This is a genomic window from Exiguobacterium sp. s63, assembly GCF_018617335.1.
GTDB lineage: Bacteria > Bacillota > Bacilli > Exiguobacteriales > Exiguobacteriaceae > Exiguobacterium.
On the sequence record NZ_JACSKB010000001.1, the window covers coordinates 1160605 to 1173851 of the forward strand.

The 13247-nt window shown below is 48.0% G+C and carries 15 protein-coding genes, 1 pseudogene and 2 riboswitches; of the genes and pseudogenes, 5 read left to right on the plus strand and 11 right to left on the minus strand.

Annotated elements, in window-relative coordinates; translation table 11 throughout:
• Positions 1-32 precede the first annotated feature (32 nt).
• Together KNO90_RS05820 and KNO90_RS05825 are read left to right on the plus strand one after the other, a co-directional pair.
• On the plus strand, positions 33-377 hold the full coding sequence (locus KNO90_RS05820; protein WP_214742183.1) for an ArsR/SmtB family transcription factor: 345 nt from the start codon (positions 33-35) through the stop codon (positions 375-377).
• The gene (locus tag KNO90_RS05825; protein WP_214742184.1) at positions 364-864 is read left to right on the plus strand and encodes an SRPBCC family protein; all 501 of its coding nucleotides are present in this window, start codon (positions 364-366) and stop codon (positions 862-864) included. Before KNO90_RS05820 ends, KNO90_RS05825 begins: the two co-directional genes overlap by 14 nt.
• 44 nt (positions 865-908) lie before the next feature.
• On the opposite strand, the gene KNO90_RS05830 is transcribed toward KNO90_RS05825, so the two are convergent.
• Complete coding sequence (locus KNO90_RS05830; protein WP_215113206.1) at positions 909-1127, minus strand: hypothetical protein; 219 nt, start codon at positions 1125-1127, stop codon at positions 909-911.
• A gap of 622 nt (positions 1128-1749) precedes the next feature.
• Positions 1750-2634 (minus strand): hypothetical protein, encoded by an 885-nt coding sequence (locus tag KNO90_RS05835; protein ID WP_214742186.1) that lies wholly within the window; start codon positions 2632-2634, stop codon positions 1750-1752.
• Between the two features lie 168 nt (positions 2635-2802).
• Between KNO90_RS05835 and KNO90_RS14860 the strand changes: the two are divergent.
• Positions 2803-3000 (plus strand): annotated as a pseudogene (locus tag KNO90_RS14860) (IS3-like element ISBsp3 family transposase); the annotation flags it as partial.
• A gap of 109 nt (positions 3001-3109) precedes the next feature.
• Here KNO90_RS14860 and KNO90_RS05840 read toward each other — a convergent pair.
• Genes KNO90_RS05840 through KNO90_RS05850 form a run of 3 tightly spaced genes read right to left on the minus strand, consistent with a single transcriptional unit; the run spans position 3110 to position 5704 of the window.
• On the minus strand, positions 3110-4174 hold the full coding sequence (locus KNO90_RS05840; protein WP_215113207.1) for a threonine aldolase family protein: 1065 nt from the start codon (positions 4172-4174) through the stop codon (positions 3110-3112).
• A 55-nt stretch (positions 4175-4229) separates the two neighbouring features.
• Entirely contained in the window at positions 4230-5210 is a 981-nt protein-coding gene (locus KNO90_RS05845) for a zinc-binding dehydrogenase (RefSeq protein ID WP_214742188.1), read from the minus strand.
• A gap of 2 nt (positions 5211-5212) precedes the next feature.
• A complete protein-coding gene (locus KNO90_RS05850) occupies positions 5213-5704 on the minus strand; it encodes a lactoylglutathione lyase family protein (RefSeq protein ID WP_012727473.1) in 492 nt (163 codons plus the stop codon).
• Between the two features lie 118 nt (positions 5705-5822).
• Here KNO90_RS05850 and KNO90_RS05855 point away from each other — a divergent pair, with 118 nt between their 5' ends.
• Entirely contained in the window at positions 5823-6131 is a 309-nt protein-coding gene (locus KNO90_RS05855; protein WP_026824988.1) for a winged helix-turn-helix transcriptional regulator, read from the plus strand.
• 28 nt (positions 6132-6159) lie between these two features.
• On the opposite strand, the gene KNO90_RS05860 is transcribed toward KNO90_RS05855, so the two are convergent.
• Complete coding sequence (locus KNO90_RS05860) at positions 6160-6540, minus strand: VOC family protein (RefSeq protein ID WP_214742189.1); 381 nt, start codon at positions 6538-6540, stop codon at positions 6160-6162.
• A 75-nt stretch (positions 6541-6615) separates the two neighbouring features.
• Between KNO90_RS05860 and KNO90_RS05865 the strand changes: the two genes are divergently transcribed.
• Complete coding sequence (locus tag KNO90_RS05865; protein ID WP_214742190.1) at positions 6616-7098, plus strand: GNAT family N-acetyltransferase; 483 nt, start codon at positions 6616-6618, stop codon at positions 7096-7098.
• A 15-nt stretch (positions 7099-7113) separates the two neighbouring features.
• Here KNO90_RS05865 and KNO90_RS05870 read toward each other — a convergent pair whose 3' ends face one another.
• Genes KNO90_RS05870 through mtnK form a run of 5 tightly spaced genes read right to left on the minus strand, consistent with a single transcriptional unit; the run spans position 7114 to position 12744 of the window.
• Positions 7114-8115 (minus strand): ABC transporter permease, encoded by a 1002-nt coding sequence (locus KNO90_RS05870; RefSeq protein ID WP_012727477.1) that lies wholly within the window; start codon positions 8113-8115, stop codon positions 7114-7116.
• Between the two features lies 1 nt (position 8116).
• Positions 8117-9490 (minus strand): sugar ABC transporter ATP-binding protein, encoded by a 1374-nt coding sequence (locus KNO90_RS05875; protein WP_215113208.1) that lies wholly within the window; start codon positions 9488-9490, stop codon positions 8117-8119.
• Positions 9490-10569: a sugar ABC transporter substrate-binding protein gene (locus KNO90_RS05880; protein WP_215113209.1), complete on the minus strand. Its 1080-nt coding sequence runs from the start codon at positions 10567-10569 to the stop codon at positions 9490-9492. The genes KNO90_RS05875 and KNO90_RS05880 overlap by 1 nt, the downstream gene beginning before the upstream one ends.
• Positions 10562-11596 carry an S-methyl-5-thioribose-1-phosphate isomerase gene (gene mtnA, locus KNO90_RS05885; RefSeq protein WP_215113210.1) on the minus strand — a complete coding sequence of 345 codons (1035 nt, stop codon included), beginning with the start codon at positions 11594-11596 and terminating at the stop codon, positions 10562-10564. The genes KNO90_RS05880 and mtnA overlap by 8 nt, the downstream gene beginning before the upstream one ends.
• A complete protein-coding gene (gene mtnK / locus KNO90_RS05890) occupies positions 11593-12744 on the minus strand; it encodes an S-methyl-5-thioribose kinase (RefSeq protein ID WP_214742194.1) in 1152 nt (383 codons plus the stop codon). Before mtnK ends, mtnA begins: the two co-directional genes overlap by 4 nt.
• A gap of 82 nt (positions 12745-12826) precedes the next feature.
• A riboswitch (SAM riboswitch) is annotated at positions 12827-12929 on the minus strand.
• A gap of 205 nt (positions 12930-13134) precedes the next feature.
• A riboswitch (SAM riboswitch) is annotated at positions 13135-13236 on the plus strand.
• Positions 13237-13247 lie beyond the last annotated feature (11 nt).

Below are 13247 nucleotides of genomic sequence, written 5' to 3' on the forward strand. Positions count from 1 at the left end.
AATATTCCAAACTAAGAGGACGGTGACGACAGATGGAAGAGAAACTCGCTTCTTTGTTTCAAGCGTTAGCCGACCCGAGCCGGTTGCGGATGATTGAATTGTTACGGAAACAGGAATGGACGGTCGGAATGATAGCGACACAACTTGGAATCAGTCAACCACAGACGTCGAAACATTTGCGAATCTTACATGATGCAGGTCTCGTCACGGTAACGGTTGATGCCAATCGGCGACGCTATGCGCTCAAACCTCAAGCTCTCGAACCGTTAGATGCTTGGCGAACTTATATTGCCCGGGAAACGGCGCGTCTCGATCGATTGGAAACGTTTTTAGCGGAGTCACAACGAGAGGAGAATGGACCACATGAGTACGATTAAATCATATGTAGAGGGTACGACCTTGATTATGGAGCGACTATTCAAGGCACCACGGCAACTTGTATTTGAAGCATTCTCGACACCAGCACATCTCGAGAAATGGTGGGGGCCGGCTGGATGGGAAACGAAAGTATACAGCTTCGACTTCAAACCAGGTGGCATTTGGCACTACTGTATGACGTGCGTCGACAAAGAACAGGGTGACTTTTACGGTATGGATTCATGGGGAAAATCGACCTTTATCGATGTCGATCCCTACTCCCGAATCGTCTATACGGACGCATTTTCGAATGCGGACGGACACGTCAATCCAGACTTGCCTGTCATGACCATCACAAATGAGTTTCTCGATACACCAGAAGGTACGTTATTCATAAGCCGTTCCGAGTTTCCAAGCGAGGAAGCCCTCCAACAAGTCGTCGATATGGGAGCTGTCGAAGGATTCACTTCCCAACTCGATCGTCTCGAAGCGATTGTGACACAGTAACGAACAAGGCACCGCCTCATAATAGAGACGGTGCCTGATTGCGTTCACAATAAAAAGTAGCTCACGACGAGGGTTAGTGAAAAGATGAAGACCATCCCAATTGCCAAAGCAATGAGACTCATCTTCGCATATTTGAATTGTTGCGTGTTGATCGTATGCACTTTCTTCAAATAGGAACGGGTTCCTACAAGAATTGTACTGATGCCGAACAAAATCGATAACATCCCGATTGCTGAAATCAATTGATGTTCTGCACCACTCAAATTCTCGCTTCGATAATAATGAAAGTTCGTCACTTCGTACGTTGGTGCGGAACGCTGTCGACAAATACACTATTCAAAAGAGTTTGACCAGTTGGTCTGGGAAAATGTCTGAAGAACATCGTCCCATGAAAAAACAGCGCACCCTTTATTTCGTTGATGCATTTTTATTTGAAGAAAAGTGATTTCAACTTCACGAGGACTTCAAAATAAAAGAAAAACAAATCATGTAGTGTTAGCGTTGATTGAGCACGTACTTATGAATGCAAAGTTCGGAAAATATAAGAATAAATCTGATGAAAAAAGTAAACTCATTATTTGGATGGTTAAACCTAAAAGGCATACCCTCTATCATTGAGAATACACCTTCTGAAATCGTTACAGTATTGAGTTGATGAGAAGTATTTTCCATTCATCACATTTTTCGCTTTTTAAAGTGCAACGTAATATGAACAAAACCATTCGTCAATCTTAGTTAGCGATGAAAAAATAATATTGATTTAAGATTACAATTTTGTATTTTACTTTGGTTTTTTTAATAATTTAACAATCATAAAGATTGCGAATGAAATAAAGAGTAATAAAAATACTGCGAAATCAAGAAAGTTCATGTCATGCCTCCAGATTATTTTAAAATAGAATCTTTTTTAATCATTCCTTTTGCATTACACTCTACGTTAACACGTAGATATCGTTCCTGGAGTCTGAGACCGTGTCCTTTAACAGTGAGCCCCATAATTGCTGTCCCTTCTTGGTATGCGACTCTTCTCGAACTGCTTGGTTTTTGGACTTCACTCTTCTTATCGACTATGTCGATAAGAACCCCTCCTCCATTTTCAGTCTTCATATAGTTCCCAGTTCTTCTTGCGGTGACTGTAGTTCCATTATAAGTGAACTCAGCACTAATATATGCTGTGACTAATTTCCAACTAGTAGCTCTTGCGTCGTAGATGCTGCGGCTATTGGAAGCATTTTTAATCTTGCTTGTTCCTGCTGCTTGGACTGGACTAGAAAATATGTTTTGGATGAACGAGAAGAAGTTAGGTTCAACGTCTTCTTCGGATTCTATTTCATCTGATTCATTCCATTCATCTACAATAATAAAATTATCATCAAAAGTTACAGATAAGTTATCGTTTATTTCATAAGTTTCCGTATCAAGGTTTGTGTCAAGAGTGACATTCGAAGTTGGAAGATTAATCATTTCAAGTTCTTCATTCAAACCTTCTATTAAGGTGTGTTGTTGAGTCTTTTGTAAACTTTCCGCTACTACTTCGTCGAGTGATGCATGATTCGTTTTTACTTGTTTCGTAATATCTGTAATGATTTCTTCACGTTCGAGAGATATTGCTTTGATTTCAGAATCAGTAAACGTGACCTCTACATCAATAGTCTCATCTGAAATGTTTTTTGGAAGAATTTCATTGGCATACACATCGTTTGGAATTCCTAAACTTAGATTACTTACTAATAAAGCTATCGTTAAAAATAAAGTTCCTTTTTTTAACATTTAAATACCTCCATCATTATATTATTACAAAAAGTATAAAATGATGGATTATAAAAAATCTACCTATAACATTTTTTTGAAATAGTTAAATGTTAATCTTAAGGCTATTTTATTCTCTTCATCCTTCCAATACGCCGATCCTTCACGTTTTGCCCACTTATAAGTTTGGTGATTCATTCGGACCAAGGGTTCCACTACACCCATCCAGCCTATCACTCACGGGTTCACGGGCTGGGATTGGCCCAGCCCATATCACGCCGTGGGAATTATCTCGACAAAGCACCAATCGAGTCCTACTTTGAAAACCTGAAAGACCATGTCGACTATTACAACAGCGAACGCAAGCAATGGAATCTAAAAAGATAACCTCGGAACAATATCGGGGCCATCTGATCGCCGCATAGAATTCGAGACACTTTTTACTAAACTGTCCGTAAAACAGGGTTCAGTTCAATGGTCCTCTAAGTTTCCTCACTTATCTTGTATAGAATTGTTTGAAAAGATCATCGAGTTGATTGAGAGTCATCTCGCCATACATATCCCCGATACTGATTTCTGTGGAACAGTACCCATCTTTTTCAACGAGATAACCAGTGATACCAATCCCGGTCTCTTCTTGGATGCGCGCAATTTTCTCACCAAGTTCTTCCTTCTCCCCTTGAAAATGAAGATGGAACATATTCGTGACGGGGATGCGTGGGGTCGTCCAGACGCCGTTGAGTTCGTTGAATCGCGCTGCCAACTGTACGGCATGATCCCGATACTCGGTCATCTTATCTTTCCGCATCTCGTAATAATAATCGGAAGAAAGAATATACGGATATAGGCTGATCAAGTCACCGCCGTAACGTCGCTTCCATACCTTCGACGTGTCACAAAATGATTTTGGTCCAGCAAGGATGGCACCGGCAATCCCACCGATTCCTTTATAAAACGAGACGTATACGCTATCGAAGAGTGCGCAGATTTCAGACGCTTCTTTTTCGTAATACGGAAGCGATTCGAACAGTCGCGCACCGTCTAGATGCAGATAAATCCCTTTTTCACGACAGTGTTCATGAATTGCCACAAGTTCCTCGAACGTCGGCAATTCCCCTCCGATTTCTCGTTGTGGAAGTTCAAGCAATAGACACGCGATATCCGGTAACGCTCGAATCTCTTCGAGTGTCATCAATCGATTTTCTTCCCCGACTAAAATCGGTTCGATGTGATGCAACTCCTTCAAGCCATCCTGTTCATGGATTTCAAGGTGGCAGAGTGGATGATACGCGACCGTGATCTTCCCTGTCTCGTCACACCAAATGCGTAGCGCAATTTGTTGCGCCATCGTGCCACTCGGAAAGAATACTGCCGACTCTTTCCCAAGGACTTGTCCCATCTTCTCTTCAAATTGCCGAATCGTTTTCCCCTGTCCATACTGATCACTCGGCTTATCCTCACGCACATGCTCAAACGCACGCTTCAATACTCCGATTTCTCGTTTGCCATGACCGCTCAACTGAACAGCTGTTTGACGATACGTGTCTGCTAATCGCTCCATATATTCCCCTCCTCGACAAATAAACTCCCTGTCAGTATAACAGGGAGTCCTCTACTCAGTCGCGAATCCGGACGATGAGTTTACCGCGCACTTTCCGCGTTTGTAGTTTTTCGAGACCTTCTTTCAATTGGTCGAACGATAACACTTCTGTGACGAGATCGTTCAATTCACCCGCATCGAGCAAGTTCATCAACTCTTCGGCCATATACGCCAAGTTGCGAATTGCACGTTCGTCCTCGCTCGCATGTGCCGCTCCGAGTGCCACCTCATGAATCGAAGGCGACAAGGAAAATCCTTTCATATTCGTCATGTCTGGTGGACCGGCGATATAAGCGAGGTGTCCGCTGAACGCGAGACGATCGAGGTCAGCTGTCGCAACGTCTCGTCCGACCGTATTCAAAATCAGGTCGACCCCACGTCCATCCGTCTCTTCCATGATGCGTGCCGTCACATCCTCGACGTTATAATCAATCACTACGTCCGCCCCGAGTGATTCTACCCACTCAACGTTTTCTGGAGATGCCGTCGTGAATACCTTCAGACCGAGGCGTTTTGCGAGCTGAATCGCAAAGCCACCGACACCGCCCGCTCCGGCGTGTACGAGAATCGTCTCCTTATCCCGCGTGTTCAGTTTCTGCATGACCGCCTCATAAGCCGTCATTCCGGCACATAGAATCGAAGCCGCCGCCTCATCGCTTACACCTTGCGGAACGACCGCACACGCCCGGGCATCAACGACCGTATACTCGGCAAACCCTCCATATTTCGAAAGATCCGTATGCACGGCTACACGTGAACCCGTAATGATGTTGGCGATACTTGAACCGACCTCGACGACTTCTCCGACGAGGTCGACACCGAGAATGTGTGGATATGCCCAGTTCGGGTTTCCGTTTGAACCGACTTTATAGTCGACCGGGTTCAAAGCGACCGCTTCGACACGGATCAACAGTTCGCCCGTTCCTGGTGTCGGTCGGTCGATTTCTCCAATGTGCAGATGTTCTAGACCGGGTTGGTCGAGTAGCCATGCTTTCATGTTTAGTAAGCTCCTTCCGAATACGTGAGTTCGTATGAATGTGAATAAATTTCAACGAGGTTACCGAATGGGTCTTCGCAGTACACCATGCGATACGGTTTCTCGCCTGGGTAGTATTCACGAATTGGCATCCGTTGTTTCCCACCATGGGCGACAATCTTCTCGACAAGTCCTTCGATATCAGGGTCTTGTACACAGTAGTGGAAGATTCCTGTCTTCCAAAACTCGAAATTATCTTCTGGTGTCTCGTTATTCGGGAATTCGAATAACTCGATTCCAATTCCGTCGCCTGTTGACATGTGGGCAATGCGGAATTTACCCCAGCCTGGTCCGAAGACGTCGGTACACATCACGCCGATTGGCGAATCATCCTCGACGACGTCTGATGGTGTCATGATGGTATACCACCCCATCACGTCCTCATAAAATTTAACGGCCTCGGTTACGCTCGGCACAGAAAGACCGATGTGTGAAAATGTTCTTGGATACGTCATGTTTCATCTACTCCTTTTTGTTTGCTCAATTTAGCGGATAACGATAAGATACTGTCATTGAAGCAAGAAAAAAAGTACGCACATTGAAGTAACTACCCGAAAGTGAGGCTCTTTGAACATGACCACATCGTTCCCCGTCAACCGTGCACTCGAGATTATCGGCGGCAAATGGCGCCCTCAAGTGTACTGTACGCTTCAAGATGGACCGCTTCGTTTTTCTGACATTCAACGGGCGATCCCTGACGTCAGCCGGAAAGTGTTGACCGACCAATTGCGTGAACTCGAACAACTCGGTATGGTTCGCCGTGTCGACTATTCGACCGAGAAGCACCTCCATGTCGAGTATTCATTGACTGAAGATGCCCTCGGCCTTCAACCTGCCATGAATGCCCTTTGTTCATGGGGAGAGTGCCACGACAATCAATAATCCCGAGCCACATGGCCCGGGATTATTTTTATGAGGCGAATAAACTGATCAAATTCCCATCCGCATCGTACAGGATGGCGTAACGTTGTCCCCAAAACGCATCCCATGGGGCTTTGTGTGACGCATAACCTTGTTCAAGGATTGAGTCATATAAAGCATCCAGTGACTCACGGCTTTCGCATAAGAAGGCAAGCTCGATCCGATGCCCGTCTGCCTGTTTCCATTCCCCGTATACTGATTCGGCCACTTCCACCGTATCGAACGCAAGACGCACGCCTCCTTCATCAATCTCTACATGTGCTTCCTCGTTCATCGCTTCTGGAATCTCAAACCCGAGCGCACGATAAAAATCGAGCGACCGCTTCATATCCGTCACGACGATCCCGACCATGTCCAATTTGACTGCCATCACGTTCCCTCCCCTTGTTTTCATGATACGATTTGAGTGTAGCATGACCACTTCAATCAGAGACGAGGAATTTTTATGAGCCATACGTTTCAACCACTCACCCAAGAGCAAGCCGAATTGATCGCCTTCGAGTGGCGCTATGAAGGTGACTACGCATTTTACAATATGGATGCCGACGAAGAAGATCTCGCCTTATTTTTAGATGCAGATGAGCGAGGTGATACAACGTTCGCCATCCTTGAAACGAATGAGCTGATTGGCTTTGTCACGTTGCAATTCGAATCAGTAGACGCTGTTTCTATCGGTCTCGGCATGCGCCCTGATTTGACGGGGAACGGCAATGGACATCGATTCCTCACGTCAATCCTAAATTGGATCGAGGCGACATATGGGACTCGTACCATATATCTTTCCGTCGCCTCGTTTAACAAACGGGCCATCCGTTTGTATGAATCACTCGGCTTCATCCCACAGAAAACATTCATGCAGGAGACGAACGGTGGAGTGTATCCGTTTCTCTCAATGACACGTGAACAAAGCGAACCCCCGAACAACTGATGTCCGGGGGTTTTGTCATGTCCGCTGTTTCTTCTGAATATAAGAAAGACCGAGCGCTCCAATTAAAATTGTCCCTTTGACGATGTCTTGCGCATAATACGGTACGTCCCACATCGTCAGTCCGTTCAAGAGAATTCCAATCAAAATAGCTCCAATCAATGTCCCAATCACGTTCGGGCGCCCTGTCCCAAAGACGGCGTAGCCGATGTAGGCAGCCGCGACAGCGTCCATCAAAAGAGGTGCTCCAGCCGAGACTTGTCCTGTCCCGATTCGCGATGCGAGAATGATTCCGCCAATGGCTGCAAACAATCCGCTGAGCACGTAGGCGTACAACTTGATGCGATTCACTGCGATTCCGGAACGACGGGCCGCTTCGGCGTTCGACCCGACGTAATAAAATTCACGCCCGGTCCGCGTATAAGTCAAGAACAGATGCGCTCCGATAAAGAACACCAGCATGAGCAGGGCGACGAACGGAATCGGACCGATCGTCCCTTGACCGATGAATAGAAATGACGGGATGAAACGCCCTGGCGCCGTCCCCCCTTCAATCGGCATGTTGTCATAAATCGAGAATCCTTTCGTATACGTCAACTGAATCCCGTTAATGACGTACATGATGGCGAGCGTCGCTAGTAAATCCGGTAATCGGAATTTGATTGTGACGAGCGCGTTCAACAGCCCGACGAGAATCCCGAGTGCAAGTGGAATCAGCAGGGCGACGAGAAGCTCTTGTCGATGAAGGACGAGACTTGCCGCTGCCCCGATTGTCGCAAGACTCGCCGTCGAGCCGACCGACAAGTCGAATCCTCCGACGATGAGCGAAAACGTGACGCCGAGGGCAAGTAGCGAAACGATTGACACCGATTTGATGATGTCACTAAAGTTTGCGTATGTCAGAAATTGATCGTTCGTCACGGTAAAGACCGCAATCAAACCAAGGATTGCGAGTAACGTCCCATACTGTCCGATATGACCGCTGATTCGTTTTCGTTCCTTGACCACCAATTGTGCCATCTTACACGCCTCCTTTCTCTACAATTTGTCCACGGTCGAGCCAAAGAATTCGATTGGCGACCCGTTCGAGCTCGTGTCGCTCACTCGAGGTGAACAACACGGTCTTCCCTTGTTTCGCGAGTGCGATGACACGTTCATATACGTCTTGTTTCGCCGCGATATCAATTCCTTTTGTCGGTTCGTCGAGCAGATAAATGTCTCGGTCGTCGAGTAACCATTTGCTAAAGACGACCTTCTGTTGATTTCCACCACTCAGCTCACAAACCGGTTGTTTCACGTTCGCATAACGGACGCGAAGCGATGCCAATACGTCCGAGACGCGAGTTGCCTTTCCTGCGACAGCAATCACGTTCCGTTCAATCGTCTCTTCTAGAAATAATCCATGACGACGCCTCTCCTCTGGAACGAGCGCAAACCTTGCGCGTACGGCATCTGTCGGTTCTTTGATCACGTGCGTTGTTCCATCAACCGTGATGGATTGACGAAGCCCAGAAAGACCGAACAAAGCTTCCACCAGTTCCGTCTTCCCGCTCCCCGTCAATCCTCCAATCCCGAGCACTTCTCCACGGTACGCTTCAATCGAAATCTCGGATTGGAACGCCGGAAGGGTCAACTGCGCGGACAAACAAATCTTGTCTTCCGGCACCGCCTTTTCTAACGCCGCATCAAATGTTGTCCCACTTAAAAATGTCTGCACCGCTTCTGAAGAGAGCGATTGGTACGGTCCATCGTACACGACACGTCCGTCCCGAAGAAACGTAGAGGTCGACGTGACCCGTGTGAGCTCGTTTGAACGATGCGTGACCAAGACAATCCCGACTCCTTCTGCCGCAAGCTTCTGTAACAATTCAAGTAAGGCGTCGGCATCCGTTTCCGATAAGGCAGCGGTCGGTTCGTCGAGGAGTAAATACTTAGCATCACTCTCGAGTGCCCGAGCGATGAGAAGGCGCTGCTTCACGCTGAGCGGGTATTGACCGGCTGGACGCGTTGGATCGACCTCTAAACCGACTCGGGACAACACACGTTGCGCTCGCTGTTTCAAACGTTGCGGGCGAATCCGTTTCACCGTCTGCCATGGAAGGACGTTCTCATATACAGGCAAGTCCAAATAGAGCGCATCATCGACTTCTTGCGACACCGTGATGATGCCATGACGAATCGCTTCCGCTGGTGTGAGCCGGATTGGTTTTCCATCAATGGACAATTCGCCGGACGTCGGTTCAGCCGTTCCGTTCAATAGTTTGATGAGGGTACTTTTACCAGCCCCGTTCAGACCGAGGAGCCCATGAATGTCTCCCGGCTTCAAACTGAACGACAGTTGATCGAGCACCGTAACGTCACCATACTGTTTCGTGATTCGTATCAAGCGAATCATCAGTTCGTCTCCTTCATCCAATCCGACCATGCCGCATTCGACTCACCCCAACCCGGCACGTACTGTCCAAGGTCCTCCATCGTGACAGGCTCGTCCGGCAAGGCATCACGGTCCACTAGATATGGGTCGACCGAATGAATCGAAGGGGTTTCTTCCCCGACTACTTTTTGGTAGGCGTAACGAACTTGAATGCGACCGATTTCGGCCGGATCTGTGGCAGCCGTCACACCCCACGGACTCCCCTCTTCTTGCATGAGTTGTAGGTCTTCGTCACTCAAGTCAATCCCGTAAACGGCAATCTCGTCACGGCCTGCCTGCTTGATGGCACGACTCGCCCCTTTGGCGAACTCGTCCCACATCGCAAACACCGCATCGATTTCGCCTTCTGGATACTTCTTCAAAATCGCCTCCATCTGGCTTTGCGTATCGAGCGCCGTGTTGTTCGTCGCCGAACCGAACTTCGCGACTTCCTGGATGCCCGGATACCGTTTCAAGAATGCATCATAAATCGTATGACGGCGTTCCATCGGTGTGAATCCACCGACCCAGATCGTGACGATGTTCCCTTCCCCGTCCAAACCTTCAGCAAGTGCCTTCAGGGAGCGCCAAGCGAGGGAATAATCGTCTTGGTCGATGACCGTCACGCCTTCATTCGTCAAATCGTTATCGAATGCGACAACTTTGATGCCCTTATCGAGCGCCCGTTGAACAGGCTCTTTCAAGGCATCGGCACGTCCGTGGTCAATCAAGATCACATCGACTCCTTGCGTCGTCGCCGTATTGACATAACTCGCCATTTTCGACAAATCATTTTCGGCGTTATACACTTTCACGTTGCCACCGAACGCTTCGACTTGCTCGGTCACCCCTTCGATATATTGTGAAGAGAACGTCCCGATCGACATCTGCATGACGAGGGCGACTTCTAAATCTTTCGGAAGCGTCTCATTTGAGACGTTGACGGTTTTCGCTTCCGTTTTACTTGTTGTCGTAGTCGTTTTCGGTTGCGCCTGTTCGTTCGTGCATCCGGCAAGTGCTAAGATGACGGTCAACAGGAAGAAGATGATTTTTTTAGACATATGTGTTTCCTCCTACATGTTCTACAATGACCGACTCGGTCGGTTCGAGCACACCTGTCTCTGTGATCAGACCGGTGATGAGTTCGGGTGGGGTCACATCAAACGCCGGATTGAAGACGGTGATGCCGACGAGTGCCGTCGGATGTCCCCCGATATGGGTCACTTCATCGGCGTCTCGTTCTTCGATTTGAATCGTGTCGTCTGCTTCCAAATCAAACGTCGAATGCGGGGCTGCCACATAAAACGGGATGCCGTAATGCTTCGCCAAAATCGCGAGCTGGAGTGTACCGATTTTATTGGCCGTATGCCCAGTACGGGTGATGCGGTCCGCACCGACGATGATGGCATCGATTTGTTTCGTCTGGATGGTCCAAGCAGCCATATTATCCGTGATCAATGTGACGTCAATGTCCGCCCGGTCGAGCTCCCATACCGTCAACCGTGCCCCTTGAAGCAATGGACGGGTTTCCGACGCGAACACCCGAAAGGGGATGCCTCGCTCTTTCCCGACATAGAACGGCGCGAGCGCGGTACCGTACCGTGACGTCGCAATGGCACCGGCGTTACAAATCGTCAATACGTTCCCTCCAGCGGGTAACACGGTGAGCGCATGCTCCCCAATCGTGCGATACGTGGCCACGTCTTGTTCATAGATTTCAATCGCACGCTGCTTGATGGCTTTTGCAATCTGTTCAAAGTCCTCCCCCACATTCAGTCGAAGGAGTGATTCGATGACATGCTGTAAGTTGACCGCGGTCGGTCTTGTCGCAATCAATCGTTGACCGACTTGATTCAATTGGAGGTGAAAATAGGGATTGTCTTGCAGGCGTGACGCTTCTTTCGCAAGGACGAACGCCCCAAAGTAAGCGATGGCCGGCGCTCCCCGGACTTGAAGCGATTTGATTGCCTGTTCCGCCTGTTCGAGCGTTAGCACTTCGATATATTGCTCTTCTTGCGGCAATAGTGTCTGATCTAAAATCGTCAACACTTCCGTGTCGGCATCAAAATGAATACTTTGCACACTCATACGCGCACCTCCGACAAGACCGGGATCAGCTGATCGATGGATTGAATCTGATGACGCTGTTTGATGAGACGTGTGCCGAGCTCTAGGGCGTGACGTTTCCGTTCGATGCGCAGGTCATCCGGTAATGTCTCTAAGTCAGCGACGCCAGCTAGACCGACCGTCCGTCGAATCAATTCGCAACCTGCGTAACCGATGGCATCGCTCAAAATGGATGGCAACAGTTCATCCACGAAACCTACCGTGTTGAACGGCTCGACCGCCTGTGTAAAGCGGGTACGGAACGTTTTTTCGAACGTTTCCCAGACGGTGAGCACTTCTGTGAAGCGTTCGAACCGTTTCAACGGATGCGCATATGTCGAGAACACCAAGTGAGCGATGATTTGACCGATGTCAAAACCGAACGGGCCATAAAAAGCAAACTCAGGATCGATGATTTTTGTTTCCTGACGGGTCGCAAAAATGCTTCCTGTATGTAAATCTCCATGTAGCAACGCTTCGTGTTTGGTCACGAACCCAACCTTCAATTTCGTCACTTCAATTTTCAAGGCGAGATCTGACCACAGCTGCTCCACGTCCGGACGAAGGGCCGCTTCGATTTGATTCGATTCTGCATCGCGATATGGGTCGGTGAAAATGAGTTTTTCCGTGATATCGCATAGCTCTGGATTGTAATACTCTTTTTCGATTTGTTTCTTCACGAGCGGTCCGTTCGCGTAGTCAGACGTCGCAAACAACGTTTCTCCGAGGAACGTCCCGACGTGGCGGGCTAAATTCGGATAGCTCTCTCCTTTTAGGAAGCCCGTCCGAACAATCTCAAACGCTGACAGATCTTCCAAAATCGTATAGGCGAGTTCACGGTCGCTACCGAGTACATCCGGTACGAACTGAGGAACGACCTTAGAAAATTCACGGAGTGCCAGCTGTTCAATCCACGACCGGTCCAGTGTGAGCGGCCAGCTCTCCCCAACGACTTTTGCGTACGGCAACGCTTGTTTCACAATCAATGACGTCTCTCCTTGTCGAATACGAAAGACGAGATTTAAATTTCCATCCCCAATCTCCTCACATTCTGCAATCCCCTCTTCTAGTAACCCCAACTGTCGAACGTGTTCGACGACACTTTGTTCTGTAAACGCCTCATAAGTCATGATGATTTTCCCCTTTCTTGAATCTATACATGAAAAAAGCCCCTTTCTCCGCGAGAAAGAGGCACACCCAAATTGGTTGTTCCTCTCATCTTTCAGACATATGTCTGGTGGATGTAGCACCGTGCCAAATGGTCGGTTGCTGCGGCGTCTTAGGGCCAATTCCCTCTGCCAACTCGCGATAAGAGTAAATGATGTAATTGTGTTTGACGTGTTGAAACGAATATTACGGACTAGGCACGCTAGTTGTCAATCCTCTATTTTTAGTCGCCTCCCTATTTTTGACACGCATATATAGAAACATTATTTTCAAACTTTTTTTCTCAAAAAAAGGAATTGACGAGTGCGCGATTCTATGTAAAAATTCAATTAAATTTCACAACTTCACAACTATTCTTATCAAGAGCAGACGGAGGGACAAGCCCGATGATGTCGCAGCAACCGACCAGAAATGGCACGGTGCTAATTCTTGCAGCTAACGCTGAGAGATAAGAGTTCATTGTTTT